Origin of the sequence: Flavobacterium flavipigmentatum (assembly GCF_020911905.1) — a bacterium.
Lineage (GTDB): Bacteria > Bacteroidota > Bacteroidia > Flavobacteriales > Flavobacteriaceae > Flavobacterium > Flavobacterium flavipigmentatum.
In genome coordinates, this window is record NZ_CP087133.1 from 336,926 (window position 1) to 358,162 (window position 21,237).

General features: G+C 34.7%; 24 protein-coding genes and 1 tRNA gene. 14 read left to right on the top strand and 11 right to left on the bottom strand.

Going from position 1 to position 21,237, the window contains the following annotated elements:
• From LNP22_RS01635 to LNP22_RS01655, 5 genes are all read left to right on the top strand, one after another.
• Positions 1–357 carry a DoxX family protein gene (locus LNP22_RS01635; RefSeq protein ID WP_229975015.1) on the top strand — a complete coding sequence of 119 codons (357 nt, stop codon included), beginning with the start codon at positions 1–3 and terminating at the stop codon, positions 355–357.
• 30 nt (positions 358–387) lie between these two features.
• On the top strand, positions 388–1,095 hold the full coding sequence (aqpZ, locus tag LNP22_RS01640; RefSeq protein WP_229975016.1) for an aquaporin Z: 708 nt from the start codon (positions 388–390) through the stop codon (positions 1,093–1,095).
• A gap of 317 nt (positions 1,096–1,412) precedes the next feature.
• Positions 1,413–1,691 (top strand): DUF2805 domain-containing protein, encoded by a 279-nt coding sequence (locus LNP22_RS01645; RefSeq protein WP_210668413.1) that lies wholly within the window; start codon positions 1,413–1,415, stop codon positions 1,689–1,691.
• A gap of 96 nt (positions 1,692–1,787) precedes the next feature.
• Entirely contained in the window at positions 1,788–3,647 is a 1,860-nt protein-coding gene (locus LNP22_RS01650; RefSeq protein WP_229975017.1) for a M61 family metallopeptidase, read from the top strand.
• A 123-nt stretch (positions 3,648–3,770) separates the two neighbouring features.
• The gene (locus LNP22_RS01655; RefSeq protein ID WP_229975018.1) at positions 3,771–4,484 is read left to right on the top strand and encodes a DUF4369 domain-containing protein; all 714 of its coding nucleotides are present in this window, start codon (positions 3,771–3,773) and stop codon (positions 4,482–4,484) included.
• Between the two features lie 69 nt (positions 4,485–4,553).
• Here LNP22_RS01655 and LNP22_RS01660 read toward each other — a convergent pair whose 3' ends face one another.
• The 7 genes from LNP22_RS01660 to idi form a co-directional block, all read right to left on the bottom strand.
• Positions 4,554–5,012 (bottom strand): DUF5362 family protein, encoded by a 459-nt coding sequence (locus tag LNP22_RS01660; protein ID WP_210668418.1) that lies wholly within the window; start codon positions 5,010–5,012, stop codon positions 4,554–4,556.
• A gap of 573 nt (positions 5,013–5,585) precedes the next feature.
• A tRNA-Thr gene (locus LNP22_RS01665) sits at positions 5,586–5,659 on the bottom strand.
• 78 nt (positions 5,660–5,737) lie between these two features.
• The gene (locus LNP22_RS01670) at positions 5,738–6,004 is read right to left on the bottom strand and encodes a hypothetical protein (protein ID WP_160374524.1); all 267 of its coding nucleotides are present in this window, start codon (positions 6,002–6,004) and stop codon (positions 5,738–5,740) included.
• A 56-nt stretch (positions 6,005–6,060) separates the two neighbouring features.
• The gene (locus LNP22_RS01675; RefSeq protein WP_229975019.1) at positions 6,061–7,029 is read right to left on the bottom strand and encodes a type I phosphomannose isomerase catalytic subunit; all 969 of its coding nucleotides are present in this window, start codon (positions 7,027–7,029) and stop codon (positions 6,061–6,063) included.
• 35 nt (positions 7,030–7,064) lie between these two features.
• Positions 7,065–7,523 (bottom strand): peroxiredoxin, encoded by a 459-nt coding sequence (locus LNP22_RS01680; protein ID WP_229975020.1) that lies wholly within the window; start codon positions 7,521–7,523, stop codon positions 7,065–7,067.
• Positions 7,524–7,937, bottom strand: coding sequence for a 6-pyruvoyl trahydropterin synthase family protein (locus tag LNP22_RS01685; RefSeq protein WP_229975021.1), 414 nt, complete (start codon positions 7,935–7,937; stop codon positions 7,524–7,526). It abuts the gene before it with no gap.
• A 22-nt stretch (positions 7,938–7,959) separates the two neighbouring features.
• Positions 7,960–8,487, bottom strand: a complete 528-nt coding sequence (idi, locus tag LNP22_RS01690; RefSeq protein ID WP_210665866.1) for an isopentenyl-diphosphate Delta-isomerase — start codon at positions 8,485–8,487, stop codon at positions 7,960–7,962.
• A 289-nt stretch (positions 8,488–8,776) separates the two neighbouring features.
• On the opposite strand from idi, the gene msrB reads away from it, so the two are divergent.
• From msrB to LNP22_RS01705, 3 genes are all read left to right on the top strand, one after another.
• Complete coding sequence (gene msrB, locus LNP22_RS01695; RefSeq protein ID WP_229975022.1) at positions 8,777–9,331, top strand: peptide-methionine (R)-S-oxide reductase MsrB; 555 nt, start codon at positions 8,777–8,779, stop codon at positions 9,329–9,331.
• A 7-nt stretch (positions 9,332–9,338) separates the two neighbouring features.
• Positions 9,339–9,956: a peptide-methionine (S)-S-oxide reductase MsrA gene (gene msrA / locus LNP22_RS01700; RefSeq protein WP_229975023.1), complete on the top strand. Its 618-nt coding sequence runs from the start codon at positions 9,339–9,341 to the stop codon at positions 9,954–9,956.
• 132 nt (positions 9,957–10,088) lie between these two features.
• Positions 10,089–11,507, top strand: a complete 1,419-nt coding sequence (locus LNP22_RS01705) for an aminopeptidase P N-terminal domain-containing protein (protein WP_229975024.1) — start codon at positions 10,089–10,091, stop codon at positions 11,505–11,507.
• Positions 11,508–11,565: 58 nt separating this feature from the next.
• On the opposite strand, the gene LNP22_RS01710 is transcribed toward LNP22_RS01705, so the two are convergent.
• Together LNP22_RS01710 and LNP22_RS01715 are read right to left on the bottom strand one after the other, a co-directional pair.
• Complete coding sequence (locus LNP22_RS01710) at positions 11,566–12,648, bottom strand: DUF6630 family protein (protein ID WP_229975025.1); 1,083 nt, start codon at positions 12,646–12,648, stop codon at positions 11,566–11,568.
• 9 nt (positions 12,649–12,657) lie between these two features.
• The gene (locus tag LNP22_RS01715) at positions 12,658–14,244 is read right to left on the bottom strand and encodes an NAD(P)/FAD-dependent oxidoreductase (RefSeq protein ID WP_229975026.1); all 1,587 of its coding nucleotides are present in this window, start codon (positions 14,242–14,244) and stop codon (positions 12,658–12,660) included.
• Positions 14,245–14,544: 300 nt separating this feature from the next.
• Here LNP22_RS01715 and LNP22_RS01720 point away from each other — a divergent pair, with 300 nt between their 5' ends.
• A complete protein-coding gene (locus LNP22_RS01720; protein ID WP_229975027.1) occupies positions 14,545–14,790 on the top strand; it encodes a hypothetical protein in 246 nt (81 codons plus the stop codon).
• A gap of 61 nt (positions 14,791–14,851) precedes the next feature.
• On the opposite strand, the gene recQ is transcribed toward LNP22_RS01720, so the two are convergent.
• Positions 14,852–17,044, bottom strand: a complete 2,193-nt coding sequence (gene recQ / locus LNP22_RS01725) for a DNA helicase RecQ (RefSeq protein ID WP_229975028.1) — start codon at positions 17,042–17,044, stop codon at positions 14,852–14,854.
• Positions 17,045–17,130: 86 nt separating this feature from the next.
• Here recQ and LNP22_RS01730 point away from each other — a divergent pair, with 86 nt between their 5' ends.
• From LNP22_RS01730 to LNP22_RS01750, 5 genes are all read left to right on the top strand, one after another.
• Positions 17,131–18,096, top strand: a complete 966-nt coding sequence (locus LNP22_RS01730; RefSeq protein WP_210665856.1) for a KpsF/GutQ family sugar-phosphate isomerase — start codon at positions 17,131–17,133, stop codon at positions 18,094–18,096.
• Positions 18,096–18,911: a twin-arginine translocase subunit TatC gene (tatC, locus tag LNP22_RS01735; protein WP_229975029.1), complete on the top strand. Its 816-nt coding sequence runs from the start codon at positions 18,096–18,098 to the stop codon at positions 18,909–18,911. Before LNP22_RS01730 ends, tatC begins: the two co-directional genes overlap by 1 nt.
• Entirely contained in the window at positions 18,904–19,257 is a 354-nt protein-coding gene (locus tag LNP22_RS01740; protein WP_210665854.1) for a carboxymuconolactone decarboxylase family protein, read from the top strand. Before tatC ends, LNP22_RS01740 begins: the two co-directional genes overlap by 8 nt.
• Before the next feature lie 87 nt (positions 19,258–19,344).
• Positions 19,345–20,085: an LPS export ABC transporter ATP-binding protein gene (gene lptB / locus LNP22_RS01745; protein ID WP_007803831.1), complete on the top strand. Its 741-nt coding sequence runs from the start codon at positions 19,345–19,347 to the stop codon at positions 20,083–20,085.
• Between the two features lie 50 nt (positions 20,086–20,135).
• A complete protein-coding gene (locus LNP22_RS01750) occupies positions 20,136–20,357 on the top strand; it encodes a DUF5808 domain-containing protein (protein ID WP_229975030.1) in 222 nt (73 codons plus the stop codon).
• 20 nt (positions 20,358–20,377) lie between these two features.
• Here the strand turns inward: LNP22_RS01750 and LNP22_RS01755 are convergent, their stop codons facing one another.
• Positions 20,378–21,220 carry a glycoside hydrolase family 25 protein gene (locus tag LNP22_RS01755; protein WP_229975031.1) on the bottom strand — a complete coding sequence of 281 codons (843 nt, stop codon included), beginning with the start codon at positions 21,218–21,220 and terminating at the stop codon, positions 20,378–20,380.
• Positions 21,221–21,237: the final 17 nt, after the last annotated feature.

Below are 21,237 nucleotides of genomic sequence, written 5' to 3' on the forward strand. Positions count from 1 at the left end.
ATGACTTTACCTTGGCACTTATATCTGATGGCTTTTTTATACATATCAGCAGGACTCAATCATTTTAGAAATCCTAAAATGTATATCAAAATCATACCTTCGTACTTCTCTAACCCTAAATTACTAAATATTTTAAGTGGTGCAGCAGAAGTAATTTTAGGGATTCTCCTGGCAATACCAGTAACAACACATATTGCTGCATGGGGAATTATAGCGTTGTTGATTGCTGTGTTTCCTGCAAATTTATTTATGTATCAAAATAAAAAAGCAGGTTTTAACTTACCTAAATGGATTTTATTTGTACGTTTGCCTTTACAGATCGTATTGATGCTGTGGGCATATCAATATACCTGTTGATAATCAAACTATTAATTAAAATTATTTATTATGAAAAAATTATTTGCAGAGTTTTTTGGAACTTACTGGTTGGTTTTTGGAGGTTGTGGCAGTGCCATTTTTGCTGCTGGATTTCCAGATTTAGGAATCGGATTTGCAGGTGTTGCATTAGCTTTTGGTTTAACAATATTAACAATGGCGTATGCTGTTGGACATATATCTGGAGGCCATTTTAATCCTGCCGTATCATTTGGCTTGTGGGCTGGCGGAAGATTCTCTGCAAAAGATCTCGTACCTTATATCATCGCACAATGCGTTGGAGCGATAGCTGCCGCAGGAACATTATATACAATTGCTTCAGGAAAAGCCGGATTTGTTATTGATAACACCAGAGCAGGTGCTTTTGCATCCAATGGTTTTGGCGCTTTCTCACCAGACGGTTACTCGCTGCAAGCTGCTTTTCTTGCAGAATTTGTACTTACTTTATTCTTTTTACTGATAATTTTGGGGGCAACAGACAAATTTGCAAACGGAAAATTTGCTGGTATTGCTATTGGTTTAGCGCTTACCCTAATTCACTTAATCAGTATTCCGATTACCAATACTTCTGTAAATCCTGCACGATCACTATCACAGGCAATTTTTGCAGGAGGTGAGCCTTTAATACAAGTGTGGTTATTTTGGTTAGCACCCATTCTAGGCGCTATTGCTGCGGGATTTATCTACAAAACAATATTGCAAAATCACGAAGAAGCCTAATAATTTTTAAGCTTTTAATTTTTTTAAAGAGAAGATCAGATCGTTTTATCTGCATTTTCTCTTTTTTTGTTTTACACTAAAGTGAAATTTAAAATTATCCACATAAAATCACTTATTTACAAGCGAAGGAACGCAATAAATTAAAAAAATTACAACGAAATCCATTTGAAAAAATAAAAAATCCAAAAAACAATTAAATTCAGTAAAAAAAACACACTTTATCTGACGAACTAATTATTTTTTTTATTAATATTGATACTTAAATTGAAAATCAATCTATTAATCATTAACCTCTATTTTGAATTAATTTTCACGTGATGAAAAAGAGTAACCGCAAAGAATTGAATTGGGAACAAACGGAAAAATTGGTTTCGTTGGCTTTAGAAGAAAGAAATCCATTTGAAATTATAAAGAAAGAATTTGGATTAGCAGAAAAAGAAGTTCTGGAAATCATGAAAAAGAAAATGCCTCTTGAAAAATATGAGATGTGGAAAAAGAAGGCTACTGCAGCTAAACCAAAACCAAAACCAGCTAAAATAGATGATTTTGATGAAGATTTGGATGGTAAGTACTATATAAAAAACAAACTAGACTAAATTATAAACTCCTGAAAACACAGGAGTTTTTTTATTTTATATTTGTTGTAACAATTTTACATTTTGTAAGACAAATGAATAACTAAACACAAACAAATGAAAAAAATAGTTTATACCCTGGTTCTTGCAGTAACACTTTGGAGCTGTAAAACAGGTAGCGGTTCTAATGCTGCAAAAAAAAACACAGTTGATGTCAACATCAACCTGACAGATGTAAAAGATGATAAAGTTTTGGTAACGGTAACAGCGCCTTCGATCAAAACAGATGAGATTGTTTACAGCATTCCAAAAACAGTTCCGGGAACCTACTCTACAGACAACTACGGGAAATATTCTGATAGTTTTAAAGCTTTTGATGCTAAAGGAAATGAGTTAACAGTAAAAAGAATTGATGATAACTCATGGTCTATTGCTGATGCTAAAAAATTACAAAAGATCACTTATTTGGTAGGTGACACTTTTGATACCGAAAAAGGTACAGGTTTTGGCAATGATGATGTATTCTCGCCAGCTGGAACAAACATCAATGCAGGAATCAACTTTATGGTAAACACACATGGTTTTGTGGGATACTTTAAAGACAAATTAGATGTTCCGTATAATGTCACTATTACGCATCCTGAAACACTTTGGGGTGCTACATCTATGACAGATGAAGATGCCAATACTACAAGTGATAAATTTACAACGCCACGTTATGCTATTCTGGTAGAAAACCCTATCATGTACTCTAAACCAGATTATACTACTTTTAATGTAAACGGAATGGATATTTTGATCGCTGTGTATTCTCCAACAGGAAAATTTACCGCAGAAAGCATCACTCCGGAGATGAAAACGATGATGACTGCCCAGAAAAACTTTTTAGGCAAAGTAAATGCTACCAAAAAATACACCGTTTTATTGTATTTGTCCAGCATGGCAAAAGATGACGCTCATGGTTTTGGAGCGCTAGAACATCCTACTGCTACAACGGTAGTCTTACCAGAAACAATGCCTAAAGAAAGATTGGTAGAATCTATGAAAGATGTTGTATCGCATGAGTTTTTTCATATTGTAACACCATTGACTATTCACTCAAAAGAAATTCAGTACTTTGATTACAACGATCCTAAAATGTCAGAGCATTTATGGATGTACGAAGGTGTAACTGAGTATTTTGCTAATCTTTTTCAAATCAATCAAGGGCTGATTGATGAGGCTGATTTTTACAATCGTATTGCAGACAAAATTGAGCAAGCAAAAGCACTAAACGACACCATGTCATTTACCACAATGAGTGCCAATGTCCTAAAAGAGCCTTACAAAGCACAATATTTGAATGTATACCAAAAAGGCGCTTTAATAGGTATGTGTATTGACATCATTATTAGAGAAAAAAGCAATGGAGAGAGAGGAATCCTTGATTTGATGCATAAATTAGCGGAGGAATATGGTGTTGAAAAACCATTCAATGACAACGAACTTTTTGCAAAAATCACACAATTAACCTATCCTGAAGTGGGTGAATTCTTAAAAACACATGTTGCAGGAACTACTCCAATCGCTTATGATACTTATTTGGCCAAAGTAGGTGTAACCAAAAGCACCGACAAAAAGCCAGGAGGTGTTTTCATAAAAGGACAGACTCCATATATTAAAGTGAGTAAAGAGACAAAACAAATTTCGATACGCCCTGAAATAGAATTAAATGATTTTTACAAGAATTTAAATCTTAAAAGCGGCGATATTATTTTATCAGTAAACAACAAGCCTTATTCACTAGATAATATTTATGATTTAGTAGGAGAAAGCCAAGGCTGGAAAGAAAATGATCCAATCACGATTTTGATAAAACGCAACGGAGCAGAGCAAACGATCAAAGGAACAGTAAAACTTCCTTACGAAGAAATCGAAACCTTCAAAGCAACTGATGCTTCTAAAGAAAAACTTAGAAATGCATGGTTAAAAAATTAAAAATAAAACCTTAAAGAAATCCCAATCTAAACAATAGATTGGGATTTTTTTTTGGAAATTTTAAAGCACGATCTCCTATCATTTAAACTATTTTCTTTATTTTGCAGCAAAATGTAAAAACCAATGAAAAAATCAATTATTGCCTTTGCCGCAATTGCGCTATTCGCCTCTTGTGACAAAAAAGAATCAACCGACACCTTACATCTTACTGGAAACATAAAAGGATTAAAAAACGGTACTTTGTACATTCAGCACATCGTTAACACTTCGTTAGTGGCAATAGACAGTATCAAAATCGATGGAAATTCAACTTTCGAAAGAGATATAAAACTAGCATCCCCAGAAATGCTTTATTTATTTTTAGATCGTGGTGTAACCAATTCTTTAGACAATAATATTTTATTTTTTGCTGAGCCCGGAAATGTCCATATCGAAACCAATTTGGATAATTTTATTTTCGGAGCTAAAATTACGGGCTCTAAAAATCAGGAGTTGTATGACGAATACAAGAAAATCAACTCTCGTTTTAATGATGAAAACCTTGCATTGGTTGAAGCCAGATTTAAGGCTATAAAAAGACAAGACCAAAAAGCAGTCGATAGTATTGACGCTAAAAATGATTCTAATATCAAAAGAAAATACTTATTTGCGACCAACTTTGCCATCAACAATAAAGATCACGAGATAGCGCCTTATATTGCTTTGGCAGAGATCTACGACATTAATATTAAATTTCTCGACACCATCCAAAAATCGATGACACCAAAAGTGGCTCAATCGCTTTATGGTAAAAAACTAACCAAATATGTTGCCGATATTAAAAAGTCAGAAAAATAAAATTATTTTTATTTTATAAAAAAAAACGTCCTGAATTTCAGGACGTTTTTTGCGTTATAGAAGAAGTATTTATCTTGCAAATAAAGAACCAAGAACTGCAAAAACCAAAATAAGTCCGTACAATACCAGAATAGAAATAGTAAATATTCCAAGAAATTTAAAATGTGATTTTAAGTATCCTAGTGAAACCGTCAATGCTTCAGAATCATTTTCTCTAAAAGCCGTTTTGGTATTCGAACCAAACTTGAATAAATAATAAACCGGAAAGAAATAAACAATAGCAATAAGAATGTAAACAACGCTTATAATGGCCCCAAACGAGCCACCCATTGCGCCCATTCCGGGAACCGTATTACTCATTGTAGAAAAAATTGCTCCTGCAAAAATTGCGATTACTACAATAAAGGCAATTCCGACAAAGCCCATAATACCCAAGAAATAAGCCCATTTGGCCGTTTCCTTCAAAAAGTTTTTTGCAGATTCATCGAGCTGCAACTCAAATTTTTCAAAAACTGATGATTCTTCCATTAGTGATAATTTTACTGGTTAGATAACAAACATAGGAAAATTATTGCTAACTTATTATTAATTCTAAAAATAAATTACCACAGTAAAACCTCATCGTTTACACTATTTACCAAACAACATCACTCTAAATTGAACTATTTCAATCACCCAAACAATTTCTATTCCTGCAAAAAATGCTGCACTCCAAAACAAAATCGATACAAAAGTAATTTACCGCACTTGCAAAGCATCATTTTTCCTTTTACACTTATGGCATTGATTTTATAATATCTCTCGTTTCAGTACCAAATACTTCACAGATTGATGGATGATTGGGGCGTTTCCCTCCGGGCCGGGCTGTCCGCTAAATCTTTTGCGAGGAAATTTTGATTGGCTCCGCCATAAGACAAAAGGTCGCAAAAGGATACCGCTTCCATCCCTAACGCAATTTGCATCCAGTAGAAATTTGGGTTTCCAATCTTTCTAACGCCGTAGGTTTTGGAGTTGATAAGTTTTTAAATTAAAATAAAAAACTACTATCTTTCAATTTTATCCAAAAAAAAACCACCACTAAAAAGTGATGGTTTATTGTTGAGCCGGCGGAGGGACTCGAACCCACGACCTGCTGATTACAAATCAGCTGCTCTAGCCAACTGAGCTACGCTGGCGACTCATTACGGGTGCAAATATAAGTCTGTTTTTCGTTTTACCAAAATATATTTGCACTTTTTTATACTTTTTTTTGCCTACAATTCGTTGATTTTAGCAATCAATTGATTTGCAGTTTGTTCCAATTCAACATTTATTTGCTTGAAGTGAGATTTTTTATTTTCAACGTTCTTTGCGTTTACTTTTGTGATTAAAGTATCAAAAGCAGCAATAGCCTCATCGATCAAAGCATTCGTTTCTGGAGTAGGATTTCCTGTTGTAGACATTTCAAACAAGTAAATTGCTTCAATAATATCTCCTAATACGAAGTTGATGTCTTTCTTTAAATTTTTAACGTTTGCCATTTTATTTTAATTTTAATTTGCGTGTGCAAAAGTACATATAATCTTTATATTACGTGCTATGAAATGTAAATTTCTAAAATTGAAGCTTTTCCGCTCAGAACAAATCTAATTATCGCTGCCGGAATCAACACTGTATCTCCTTTTTTATAAGACTGTTTAAAACCATCAAATTCAATATCAAAGCTTCCTTCGATACACATATACACCGTAAAAGATACACCGGATTTATGCACATCTTGTTTATTTTCTAACGGAATAAAATTGGTCGTAAAGTAAGGGCAATCCACAACAAGATTAGAAGCATCCGCGGTTGAAGTATATTTTTTCTGCGTTTCTACCTTATTATAATTTATCGCATCCAATGCCAAATCTACATGTAATTCTCTGGTATTGCCCTGAGCATCCTTACGATCAAAATCGTATAAACGATACGTAATATCAGAGGTCTGCTGTATTTCAGCCACGACCAAACCTGCGCCAATAGCATGAACCGTACCTGTTTCTAAAAAGAAAACATCTCCGGCTTTTGCTTTTACCTGGTCTAAAACAGCAACCAAAGTATTGTCTTGCAAATGTTTTAGATATTCTTCTTTACTCGAATTTTCTTTAAAACCAACAATAATTCGGGCATCCTCATCTGCCTGAGTTACAAACCACATTTCGGTTTTTCCAAAAGAGTTATGACGCTCTTTTGCTAATTTGTCATTAGGATGCACCTGTATCGAAAGGTCTTCACGAGCATCTAAATACTTAAAAAGCAGCGGAAATTGTTTACCAAAACGTTCATAAACATTGGTTCCTAAAACTTCGTTTGGCCATTCATTAATGATTTCCATCAATGATTTTCCTTTCAAATCTCCGTTGGCGATAATACTTACATCGCCCTCTACAGTCGATAATTCCCAACTTTCACCTGTAATTTGAGAAGTAATTGGTTTGTTCAAAATTGTTTTTAGTTTTTGCCCTCCCCAAATTCTTTCTTTTAGAATGGGCTCAAACTGTAAAGGATATAATTTTGCTGACATAACTTTCTTTGGATAATATTAATTTATAAGATACTTTAGAGAACTAATTCTTTGATCATTTGTAATGCTTTCGAGATATGTTTTGAAGCATTCATACTATCAAAAATATAAATAACGACACCATTTCTATCAATGATATAAGTGACTCTTCCTGGCAACAGACCAAATAAATTATCGCGCACACCAAAAAGGTGTCTCAATTTTTTATCCTGATCTGACAGCAATAGAAAAGGCAACTGGTATTTATTTGCAAATTTCTGGTGCGACTTTACACTATCGCTGCTAATTCCGATTACTTCGGCGCCTAAATCTTTAAAATCTTCATATTGATCCCTAAAACTGCACGCTTCGGTTGTGCAACCTGGCGTATTGTCTTTTGGGTAAAAATAAATCACTAGTGGCTTTCTTCCTAAAACACTTTTGCTTTCGAAAACCTCTCCATGACTATCTTTTGCAGTAAAATTCGGAACGATATCTCCTATCTTTAGTGACATTTATTCTTCTCCTTTATAAGTTACAAAATTGCGATCTGTTTCATTCAACACCACTTCTAAATCAAAATTGGGTTGAATTTTGTTCCTAATTTTATTCCATATCACAACGGCAATATTTTCTGCAGTTGGATTCAAATCCTGAAATTCCGGTACATCCAGATTCAGATTTTTGTGATCAAACGGAATTTCTACTTCTTCACGTATAATGTCCGCTAATACTTTTACATCCAAAACAAAGCCAGTTTCTGGGTCAATTTTTCCTGTAACACTTACTGTTAAACCATAATTATGACCGTGAAAATTGGGATTGTTGCATTTTCCAAAAACAGCATCGTTTTTTTCAAATGACCAATCTTTTCTGTACAATCGATGTGCAGCATTAAAATGTGCTTTTCTTGATATGGTTACTCTCATTTCGGGTTTTAGTTAGAATAATTTAAATTTTGTGATCTTCTAAATAGTGATAAAATTCGTCAAATATAATTTTGAACCATACAGTATACTTTTCAGGATGATGTTGAATGTCGTTTTTAACCTCTTCAATTGGCATCCATTTCCAGTCTTCTACTTCCTCTCGATTGATAATAGGTTCCTCGTTAAAATAACCTATCATTACGTGATCGAGTTCGTGCTCAGTCAAACCATTATCAAAAGGAGCTTTATATATAAAATGAAAAAGCTCTTTCAACTCGGTTTTAAAACCCATTTCTTCAAACAATCTTCGGCTTCCGGCTTCGATGTTGCTTTCCCCTTCACGCTGATGACTGCAGCATGTATTGGTCCAGAGTAAAGGTGAGTGATACTTTTGATGAGCTCGCTGCTGCAGCATGATTTCGTTTTTATTATTTAAAACAAAAACTGAAAAAGCGCGGTGTAAAAGTGCTTTTTCATGTGCTTCTAATTTTGGCATTAAGCCAATTTGCTCATCATATTGATTAACTAATATTACGTTTTCTTCTATCATAGGGCTTATTGTCCTAACAAAAATACGAAAAAAGAAATGCTTAGAAAATCTCAGAAAAGATTGTGATAATTTTAACTTTGGATTAATCTTTTTAAAGCCTTAATTTTTAAATTATTACAAAAAAATATTTTTAGAAAATCCATTAAAAATAATCTTTAAAAACTATTGGCTTTTATTTTGCGTAAATAAAAAAAAGTTAAAACATACTTAAAAATAACCGAATTGTAAACTGTACGACATTTCTAAACAAACTCTCTTCGTACCTTTGACATACAAAAATTAATGCATTATGAAAACAAAAACACATTTTTTTAGCATTTGCTTTTTATTACCTCTTTTTATCCTTCAAGCTTGCGGACAAACTGCAAAAAAAGGAACATCTAAAGTTACCACTATGGAAAATAAAATATCAAAACCAGGAAATCCTTATTATTCAAACACAGACACTACAAAACTTATTGTGAGCAATGCCGAATGGAAAAAAGTACTTCCAGAAGATGTTTATGATGTGATGAGAAATGCAGATACTGAAAGGCCTTTTACAGGAAAATACTGGAACACCGACGAAAAGGGAACGTATTATTGCGCATCCTGCGGCAACAAACTTTTTAGATCCGGAGCCAAATTTGCAAGCAGTTGCGGATGGCCAAGTTTTTTTGAGCAAGACAATAAAAAAAGCGTTGTTTATAAAAATGATAACTCACTGGGAATGGAAAGAATTGAAGCCCTTTGCGGAAGATGTAACGGTCATCTGGGACATTTATTTGATGACGGTCCAGAACCAACCGGTAAACGTTACTGCATGAACTCGATTGCACTTGATTTTATTCCTGATACTAAATAAATTGACTATGAAAAATATAATTGCAGTTTGTTTTTTTGTGCTTTCTTTAAGCGGATTTGCACAAAATGACAAAACAAAAAAAACAATCAATATAGAAACCATTACCATTGGAGGAGGCTGTTATTGGTGCGTTGAAGCTGTTTATGAAAATTTGAACGGTGTAAAATCTGTAGTTTCAGGTTTTTCCGGAGGACACGTTGCCAATCCCAGCTACGAAGAGGTTTGTACTGGTACAACAGGAGCTGCGGAAGTTGTTCAAATAACCTTTGATAAAAATACCACTGATCTTAATGAAATTTTTAAAGTCTTTTTTACCGTTCACGATCCAACGACACTCAACAGACAAGGTGCCGATGTTGGTACTCAGTACCGTTCTGTAATTTTTTATAAAAATGCAGAGCAAAAAAAAGCAGCAGAAAGTATCATTGCAGAGCTTAACAAAGCAAAAGTGTATGACAGTCCAATTGTGACCAAGATTGAACCTTTTAAAGCTTTTTACAAAGCCGAAGATTATCATCAGAACTACTATGCCAACAACAAGAGTCAGCCTTACTGTAAAATGGTCATTCAACCTAAAATAGAAAAGTTCGAGAAGGTTTTTAAAGACAAACTCAAAAAGAAATAATATTTTTTATACATTATTGATTCAGATAACCGCTCATTTTCATGGGCGGTTTTTTATTTAGAACTACTTTTCGTATTTTTTTGTAATTTGCAGTCAAGAGCAACTCAAAAAAATCATCAAATAAACCTAAAAATGAAGCAGTTATTTCTATTTTTCACTTTCTTAATTTGCACAAATCTGATACATTCGCAAGAAAATTTACCGACTGACTATTTATCAAAAGAATTTCATAAAGGCAGACGTGAAGCATTTAGAAATTTGATGCCGGCAAATTCGGTAGCCGTTATTTTTTCGTATCCCGAAAGAGTTTTTTCAAGAGATATCAATTATAATTTTCATCAAAATCCAGACTTATATTACCTAACGGGCTATAAAGAACCAGATGCTGTTTTATTTATATTTAAAGAAATACAAAATGTCGGAGCAGATTCTTACAACGAAGTGTTTTTTGTCAGAGAAAGAAATGCCGCTCGTGAAATCTGGACCGGAAGACGACTTGGAGTGGAGGGAACGAAAGCAAAACTAGGAGTTTCGACAGTTTATAATGGAGGCGATTTTAAAGATTTTACTATTGATTTTAAAAAATTCAGCAAAATTATCTACGACAAAATTCCAACCGACATAACAAACGACACTTCAGGCTTTGATCTTTTTGGGTTACTTCAAACTTTCAAAGCAAAAGCGAGCATTAATCAAGAAGACCCGGCATCACTGGCAACTTTTTATGACATCACCAGTACGTTGCGCGAAATAAAAACTCCCGAAGAGGTCGATTTAATGCGTAAATCTGTTCGATTATCGTGCGTGGCTCACAATGAAGTGATGAAAGCGATAAACACCGAAATGAGCGAAAATGAAGCGGATGGTATTCATGCCTACATCCATAGAAAATATGGCGCAGAAGGCGAAGGCTATCCTCCAATTGTGGGTGTTGGTGCCAACGGTTGTATTTTGCATTATGGCGAAAACAACAGCACAAAAATGAATAATCAGCTATTATTGATGGATGTTGGGTCTGAATATCACGGCTACTCCGCAGATGTCACGAGAACAATTCCGGCCAACGGAAAATTTACAGAAGAGCAAAAAGCCATCTACCAGTTGGTATACGATGCTCAGGAAGCTGTTTTTAAAATCTGTAAAGAAGGAACTCCGCTTATCGATTTGAATAGTACTGCCAAAGAATTTTTAGCCAATGGATTACTAAAATTAGGAATCATTAAAAACCGTGAAGAGGTAAAAATTTATTATCCGCATGGGTGCTCACATTTCCTTGGTTTAGACGTGCATGACAAAGGAAATTTTAAGAGTACGAAAACTGCGCTAAAAGAAAATATGATCATTACCGTCGAACCAGGAATTTATATCCCAGCCAATAGCAATTGTGATAAAAAATGGTGGAATATTGGTGTTCGCATCGAAGATGATATTTTGATAAAAAAAGATTCTTACGAAAACCTCTCTGCTGAATCACCAAGGAAATGGGAAGAAATTGAAAAATTAGCTTCAGAAAAAAGCACTTTCAATGAATTGAAATTACCTAAAATATAAGTTTTAACAAAATATAAAAATAGTCTTATTTGAATTGTAAATGAGACTATTTTTTGTTTTACAACTGATTGACTTCAATCTTGGTTAGTTCAGACAATTCTAAGATTCTGTTAACGTCTTTTTTATTGGCTACAAAAAACAAGTAATTATCGCCGTGCGTATCGTAAGTCATTAATTCGAGATCATATTTTCCTAATGCCGACTGAATATAAGGAAATAAATCATGGCTATATGTTTCTTCGGGATACTCGAAATTAAGCGCTTTGCCAATCATTTCAGAAATGAAATATTCGGCATCTTCAGGATCAAATTTCCAGTCACTATTCCAGCAATCAATACTTTCAAAAAAATCAAAATGTCCCTCAACCATTTCGTAATATTCTTTTGTAGAATTTTTTAAAAGCTTTTTTGATAGTTTTTTGAGAAGCTTTTCTTCAATATTTCCTCTCGAAACCAATCTGATAAACTCCTGAAAAGTTTCCTGAGTAACTTCGATAATTTCTGGCAATAAATTTTCCTGAGAAGAAAGTACAATGCCCTCCGGTAATTCAATTTCTAAGTACTGAGACATTCCTTGCAACACTCGCTCCAATTCTTTAAAACCTATTTTCTGAATATCGTTTTTCGGCTCATTGACAGTAATAGGTTCTGTTTCTAATAATGCTCTGGTGTAGTTAAGAAAATAACTATTGCTGTACAAAACCCTAAAATCATTGGTTTCTAAACTATTGGTACAACAAAAGAAAATGATAAAATTATGCAAAACATGTTTTACATATTGCTTCATTTCTGGAGTTGGAGCCGAATAAAATTGAATGTGAATGTAATCATATTCTAATCCCTGCTCGATTTGATCAGCAGAAAGTGGCCCTATGTTTATCTTTTTATATAATTCGTTTAAAACTTCATAAGCATTTTTAAAACCACTTTTCTCCATTTCATTTCGGGCCTCTTCATAATCAAAAGCCGTTGGAAAAGAATACAAATTCACAGCAACCGTATCGTGAATCCCTTTCATTTTAAATTCAAACTGATTTACTTCTTCATATAAATAAGTGTAAATCGAATTTAGAACATCAAACGAAACTATTGATTCTGGATTATGATTTCTTCCGAAAAAATTTGAAAAGAAGTTTTTCATAAAATTATTTTATTTTAAAGTTGCAGCAATCATCAAAGCGCATTTTTCGCCATCAATAGCCGCCGATATTATTCCGCCTGCGTAACCAGCGCCCTCTCCGCACGGATACAAACCTTTTATTTGCAAATGCTCGTAAGTTTCGGGATTTCTAGGAATACGAACTGGTGATGAAGTTCTACTTTCCGGCGCATGCAGGATGGCTTCATTAGTTAAATAACCACGCATCGATTTTCCGAATTCCTGAAAACCTTCACGCAATATCTGAGAAAGAAACCCGGGAAAAACCTGCCCCATTTCTACGGAAGTTGTCCCTGGCACATAAGAGGTCTTCGGGATATCTGAAGACACTTTATTTTGCGTAAAATCGACCATTCGTTGCGCGGGTACTTTTTGAGTTTGCTTTGCCTGTTCGCTAACGCTCGAGTGTCCCGCTAAATGCCATGCTTTTTGCTCGATACTTTTCTGAAACTCCATTCCTGCCAAAGCGCCAAATTTGGCAAAAGGTTTAAAATCTTCTAATTTTAATTCGATTACAATTCCAGAATTTGCAGTAATCTGATCTCTTTTTGATGGCGACCAACCGTTGGTAACTACTTCGCCAGGGCTTGTGGCACAAGCAGCAATTACACCACCGGGACACATACAAAAAGAATACATTCCGCGACCTCCTACTTGTTTTACTATCGAATATGGTGCCGGTGGCAAATGTTCTCCGCGATAATCACAACTATACTGAATACTATCAATTAAGGTTTGCGAATGCTCTGCACGAACGCCTAACGCAAAAGGTTTTGCTTCGATAAAAATTTTCTTTCTGTCTAATAATTCAAAAATATCTCGTGCCGAATGTCCTGTGGCCAAGATTAATTTTTGAGCAAGAATTTGATCACCCTTTTGAGTCACAATCCCTGCTACTTCATTATTTTTTATCAAAATATCAGTCACTCGGGTATCAAATAAAACCTGACCACCAAACTCGATGATTTTATTTCGAATGTCTTCGATAATTTTTGGTAATTTATTGGTCCCAATATGCGGATGCGCTTCGATTAAAATATCTTCTGAAGCACCAAAAGCTACTAAAAGTTCTAAAATTCGGGTAACATCGCCCCGTTTTTTAGAGCGTGTGTACAATTTCCCGTCAGAATAAGTTCCTGCCCCACCTTCGCCAAAACAGTAATTAGAATCTTCGTTGACGATATGATCTACATTTATTGCTTTTAAGTCTCGGCGACGGCCACGAACATCTTTTCCACGTTCGATTACAATCGGCTTTAAGCCTAATTCTATTAATTGCAAAGCAGCAAAAAGGCCGGCTGGACCTGCTCCTACGACGATTACTTCCTGAGCCGAAGAAACATCCTTATATATAGGTAACTCTATTTTATTTTCCTGAAAAGGCTCTCCTTGCAGAAAAATACTAACTTTCAGATTGATTTTTATCGCTTTCTGACGTGCATCAATGGATCGTTTTAAAATAGCAACATGTTGAATTTCTTTTGGGGAAACTTTTATTTGTTTGGATAAATAGTCTTTCAGCAACAATTCGTTTGCGGCTATTTCGGGTGTCACCTGAAGTAAAAGTTCTCTTGGCATTGTTTTTTTATTTATTCAATTAGCTTTTCTATTTATGAAAAGAAGATGCAAAAATAGTATTTTGAACTGACTTTATATAATTAACCACAAAGTACGATAAGATTTTAAAGGTATTGTTTTACAAAAAGACCAAGTTTGCAAAGCTAGATAAACACAAAGCTTTGCGAACTTGGTATTTTCTATGCGCAAAGTAAAATTAAATCTTAGCACACTTTACGGTTAATTCTACAGTAAATTTTTAATCTTGCTAAAAAAGACTTTGTACCTTTGTACCTCAAAACCTTTGTACCTCAAAAAATAATGTCTAGAAAAATAAAATTGATTTGGGATTTTCGAGGTCCAGCCGCTGCAAAAACAGCAGAACACCACGAAATTCATTTGAAAGAATATATCACTATGGAAAAGCTTCCGCTAAATATTACGGGCTTTAAAATCATCAACGACATGCATGCAATTGCTTTTATGGTTGTCACTGACGAAAATATGATCGTGGTTCGTGATGCTTTGAAACCACATCGCGGGGAAGTATATTCTGATAATCTGTAAAATGAAAAATGTGAGATGAAAGTATCGAAAATACATTTTACATCTCACATTTAACTTTTATCTAATTCGCTACTTCGCTAATAAATTTTATTCGCATTAAGCGTAATTCATCAATATCATAATCCCCATCAAATTCTTTTAAAGCATCTTCGATTTTATCGGATTCTGATTCCATAAAATAATCATGAATTTCTTCTTGCTGATCATCATCGAGCATGTCATCAACCCAATATTTTATATTGAGCTTAGTACCCGCATAGACAATTTGCTCCATTTCTTTAATCAAAGCATCCATTGTAAGACCTTTGGCAGAAGCAATATCGTTAAGCGATAATTTTCTATCAATATTTTGGATGATGTATAATTTGTTGGCAGAATTTACTCCGGTAGATTTTACGACCAAATCGTCTGGGCGAATAATATCGTTATCCTCTACATAGCGATTAATTAAAGTTATAAAATCGCCTCCGTATTTTTTAGCTTTTCCTTCTCCAACACCGTGAATGTTGTACAACTCGGTTAAGCTAATCGGATATTTTAAAGCCATATCTTCAAGCGAAGGATCCTGAAAGACCACAAATGGTGGTACTCCGAGTTTTTTGGCTACTTTTTTTCGTAATTCTCGCAACATTCCCATCAACACTTCATCGGCTGTTCCGGATGATTTTGCGGCTGTTACTATTGCATCATCTTCAGATTCGTTATATTCGTGGTCTTCAGACATCATAAACGAAACTGGTTTTTTGATAAAGTCCAATCCGTTTTGGGTGATTTTTACAATCCCATAAGTTTCGATATCCTTAGATAAATAACCAGTCACCAAAACTTGGCGAAGCAAAGCCATCCAATATTTTTCGTCATGATCGGCACCAGACCCAAAAAAAGATTGCGTATCTGTTTTATGAGCTTTAATCACTGCATTCACGCGTCCAATTAAGGTATAAACAAGTTCTTTAGATTTATAAATATGTTTGGTATCGCGAACAATTTCTAACAATTTAACCACTTGATCCTGAGCTTCGATTCGGCTTTTAGGATTGCGAACGTTATCATCCATGTCGGCACCATCTCCGTCATCCGGAAATTCTTCACCAAAATAATGCAACAGAAATTTACGGCGTGACATCGAAGTTTCGGCGTAAGCCACCACTTCCTGCAATAAAGCAAAACCTATTTCTTGCTCTGCAACGGGTTTTCCAGACATGAATTTTTCTAGTTTTTCGACATCTTTATACGAGTAATATGCCAAGCAATGTCCCTCTCCTCCATCACGACCTGCACGACCAGTTTCTTGATAATAACTTTCCAGTGATTTTGGAATATCATGATGAATCACGAATCGAACGTCTGGCTTATCAATTCCCATCCCAAACGCTATTGTAGCGACTACAACGTCTACATCTTCCATCAAAAACATGTCTTGATGTTTGGCTCTTGTTTTGGCATCTAAACCTGCGTGATAAGGAACCGCGCTAATACCGTTTACCTGTAAAACCTCAGCAATTGACTCGACTTTTTTGCGGCTCAGGCAATAAATAATCCCAGATTTGCCTTTGTGTTGTTTGATAAATCGAATAATATCCGATTCTATATTTTTAGTTTTAGTACGAACTTCGTAATATAAATTAGGTCTGTTAAAGGATGCTTTAAAAGTGGTTGCATCCGACATTTCAAGATTTTTAAGAATATCTTCCTGAACTTTTGGCGTTGCAGTTGCGGTAAGGCCAATAATGGGTACACTTCCTAATTGCTTGATAATATTTTTCAGATTTCTGTACTCCGGTCTAAAATCATGACCCCATTCTGAAATACAATGCGCTTCGTCGATGGCTACAAAAGAAATAGGAACACTTTGCAAGAAAGCCACGTATTCTTCTTTAGTTAAAGATTCTGGAGCAACATACAAAAGCTTTGTCAAACCAGAAGTAATATCTTTTTTTACCTGAGTAATTTCGGTTTTGGTAAGAGAAGAATTTAAAACATGGGCAATGCCATTTTCTGAAGAAAGACTTCGAATAGCATCTACCTGATTTTTCATCAAAGCAATCAAAGGAGAAACAACTATTGCTGTTCCATCTTGAATTAAAGCGGGCAATTGATAACAAAGAGATTTTCCACCACCAGTTGGCATAATCACAAACGTATTCTTTTTACCTAAGATACTTGTTATGACCTGCTCCTGCAATCCCTTAAATTGGCTAAAGCCGAAATACTTCTTTAATTCTTTGTGTATTTCAATTTCGTTTGAATTCATTCTTTATATTATGGTATTTTGTATAAATTTGCAACACATAAAGATACAACTTTCTTTTATACATACAAATTTTTAAATATTCTGTTTTGATAACAAAAGAAAATATATTGGCTATCGCCAAAAAAACAATACTCTCTGAAAGTGAAGCAATTACAAAACTAATTGATTTTCTTGACGAAAATTTCTACGAAGCTACCCAACGCATTTACGAAACCAAAGGCCGTTTGATCGTTACAGGCATCGGGAAAAGTGCCATAATTGCTCAAAAAATGGTCGCTACTTTCAATTCAACAGGAACACCTTCTATGTTTTTACATGCTTCAGAAGCCATACATGGCGACTTAGGCATGATACAAAAAGAAGATATTATTATTTGTATTTCGAAAAGCGGAAACAGTCCTGAAATAAAAGTTCTAGTTCCATTATTAAAACGTTTTGGAAATACTTTGATTGCAATAACAGGAAATATTACCTCTTTTTTGGCCAAAGGTTCAGATTACATTTTGAACACTACGGTTGATATGGAAGCCTGTCCAATAAATTTAGCACCAACAAACAGCACTACAGCACAGCTTGTCATGGGGGATGCCTTAGCCGTTTGTTTAATGGAAATGCGAGATTTTAAACCCGAAGATTTTGCCGTTTATCATCCTGGTGGCGCATTAGGTAAAAAACTTTTGCTTCGTGTAAAAGATATGATAGAGCATTCTTTAAAACCAATGGTAACTCCAGAAACTTCTGTTAAAAAAGTAATTTTTGAAATTTCAGAAAAGCGATTGGGCGTTACCGCAGTGATAGAAAACGACAAAATAATTGGTATCATCACCGATGGAGACATTAGAAGAATGCTCAATGACAGAGATTCCATCGCAGATTTAACCGCCAAAGATATTATGACTAAAAATCCGAAACTGGTTTCTTCAGAAACTATGGCGGTAGATGCCCTGAATATTCTTGAAGATTTTTCAATAACCCAATTGATTGTCTCAGACGAAGGGACATACAAAGGAGTTTTACATTTACATGATATTTTAAAAGAAGGAATCGTATAATGGCAAAAAAAAACCTGAGCGAAATGTCGTTCTTAGACCATCTTGAAGAACTAAGATGGCTTTTAGTTAGAAGTACAATTGCAGTAGTCATCATGGCTTTTATTACTTATTTTGTTAGTGATTATCTTTTTGATGTAATTCTTTTGGGACCAACTCGGCCAACGTTTTTTACCTATCAATGGTTTTGTGATTTATCTCATCAGTTAGGCTTTGCAGATAGCATTTGCATCACCGAACTGAATTTTATTATACAAAATACCGAGATGGAAGGTCAAGTCAACATCTTTGTATGGATGTGTATTTTGGCAGGATTTGTTATGAGTTTTCCTTATATTCTATGGGAAGTTTGGAAATTTATCAGTCCCGCTTTGTATGAAAAAGAAAAGAAAAATGCTAAGACATTTATTTTCACTTCTTCTTTATTATTTTTCTTGGGAGTGCTTTTTGGCTATTATGTAGTCATTCCGATGTCTGTAAATTTTGTTGCTACTTTCTCAGTGAGTGATGTAGTAAAAAATCAATTTACATTAGACTCGTATATGGGAATGGTAAAAACAAGTATTCTCGCCAGCGGATTATTTTTTGAATTGCCCATCATCATTTATTTCTTAACCAAATTAGGACTGGTAACACCTACTTTTTTGAGGAAATATTGGAAATATGCTGTTATCATCATCTTAATTGTAGCAGCAATCGTAACACCTCCAGACGTTGTGAGTCAAACCATCGTTGCTATACCAATGTTATTAATTTACGAGGTGAGTATCCTTATTTCGAGAATTGTTTATAAAAATAAAATCAAAGAAAATGTCTGAATTAATTCAAGAATTTAACGACTATCGTTCTAAAATGAACGAAAAATTGCTCGCAGATAACAACAAAATTGTTAAGCGAATCTTTAATCTTGACACCAATGCCTACGCACCCGGTGCCCTTGATGTAAAAACAAAAGAACTTTTAGGGCTTGTTGCATCTGCCGTTTTACGCTGCGATGATTGTGTAAAATACCACTTAGAAACCAGCCATAAAGAAGGAGTAACCAAAGAAGAAATGATGGAAGCAATGGGAATTGCAACTCTTGTTGGAGGAACAATCGTAATCCCGCATTTGCGCAGAGCATACGAATTCTGGGAAGCTTTGGAAGAAGCCGAAACTAAATAAATGTTAACAGGTTTATTTGTTGAATCGTTTATTCGTTAATTTGCAGCGAATAAACGATTCAAACGCTTAAACGCTTAAACTAAAAAAATGAAACTACGAGCCGATAATTTAATCAAAACCTACAAAGGTCGAAGCGTTGTAAAAGGAATTTCTGTTGAAGTAAACCAAGGGGAAATCGTTGGACTTTTAGGACCAAATGGTGCCGGAAAAACAACTTCATTTTACATGATCGTAGGATTGGTAAAACCAAACTCAGGAAATATCTATCTTGATGATCTGAATATTACCGACTATCCAATGTACAAGCGCGCACAGCAAGGTATTGGCTATCTGGCTCAGGAAGCTTCTGTTTTTAGAAAATTAAGTATCGAAGACAATATTCTTAGCGTTTTGCAATTGACCAAACTTTCTAAAGAAGAGCAAATTGCAAAGATGGAAAGTTTAATTGAAGAATTTAGCTTAGAACATATTCGCACCAACCGAGGTGATTTACTTTCGGGAGGTGAGCGTCGTCGTACCGAAATCGCTCGTGCTTTGGCAACCGATCCGAAATTTATTTTATTAGACGAACCTTTTGCAGGTGTTGACCCCGTTGCCGTTGAAGATATTCAGCGAATTGTTGCACAATTAAAAAACAAAAACATCGGAATCCTAATTACCGATCACAACGTTCAGGAAACTTTGGCCATTACAGACAAAACTTATTTGATGTTTGAAGGTGGAATTTTAAAAGCAGGAATTCCGGAAGAATTGGTAGAAGACGAAATGGTACGCCGTGTTTATTTGGGTCAAAATTTTGAATTGCGTAAAAAGAAATTAGAGTTCTAAAAATAGCTTTTTTCGAGATTAACCTTTTTTTTACTTTAAAAATAAAGAAAATGAGTCAGCAAGAACCAACACAAGAAGATTACGACAATTGGCACAAAGACCCAAATAATTGGATCTGTGGTTTTATTTATTACAACCCAAAAGACAATCGTTTATTGCCTCCTAAAAGGGTCGCTTGGATGGGCTACACCTTAAATTTTGCAAATCCTTATTCGGTTGTGATAGCTATTGCATTGCTCTCATTAATACCTTTGGCACTTTTGTCGAAATAATTTTTATCAAACAGAAAAAACTACTCCACAGTTATAAATTGCAATTGTTCTAAGTCGCCATTGTAAATATTTACGTCGACACTCCGTTCTATTCCCGGCACAGTCGCTTTTTCTGTAAATTGCCAGAAAAGCCATTCTTCGTCCATTTTTTCTCTGTAAAAATTATAATTGGCAATCCAGAATAAGTATTCTCCAAAACCATCTTGCAAAAAATCACTATAATAGCGTTCTCCCGTATAGATGATTGGGCGCACACCATAATGTGATTCTACTTTATTTAACCATCTTTTCAAGCCTTTTTTTAATGAATCCAAAGGCTGATTTTTAGGCAACTTTTCAATATCCAAAACCGGAGGCAAATCACCTTTTTTTAGCTTGACCGTTTTTATAAAAAGATTAGCCTGCTCGATAGAATTTTCGTTCGGACGGTAATAATGATAAGCCCCACGAATAATTTTATGCTTTTTGGCTTCTAACCAGTTATTTTTAAATTGTCTGTCAACCCTATCGTTACCGGCTGTAGCGCGAACAAAAACAAACTGCACAGGATATTTTTCCTCCAGCATTTCGACATCATCCCACTCAATAACTCCTTGAAATTCAGAAACATCAATCCCTACAACTTTTCCTTTATGATTTTCTAAAACCTGAATATTTCGAACATCCGAAAGGCGTTTTTCAACACTATCTTCTGTTCTATTGGATTTAAAACCCAAATAATACGCCAGTCCATGACGATAATGATAAACGGCACCTAAAAAAAGCATCGTAAAAAAAGTTCCCACTATCCATCGTAAGACCTGATTAAAGATCGATTTTGCAGGTTTTGATTTTTTGGTATAAGAAGTTCTTCGTTGCGCCATTTTGTTTTTTATTCAAA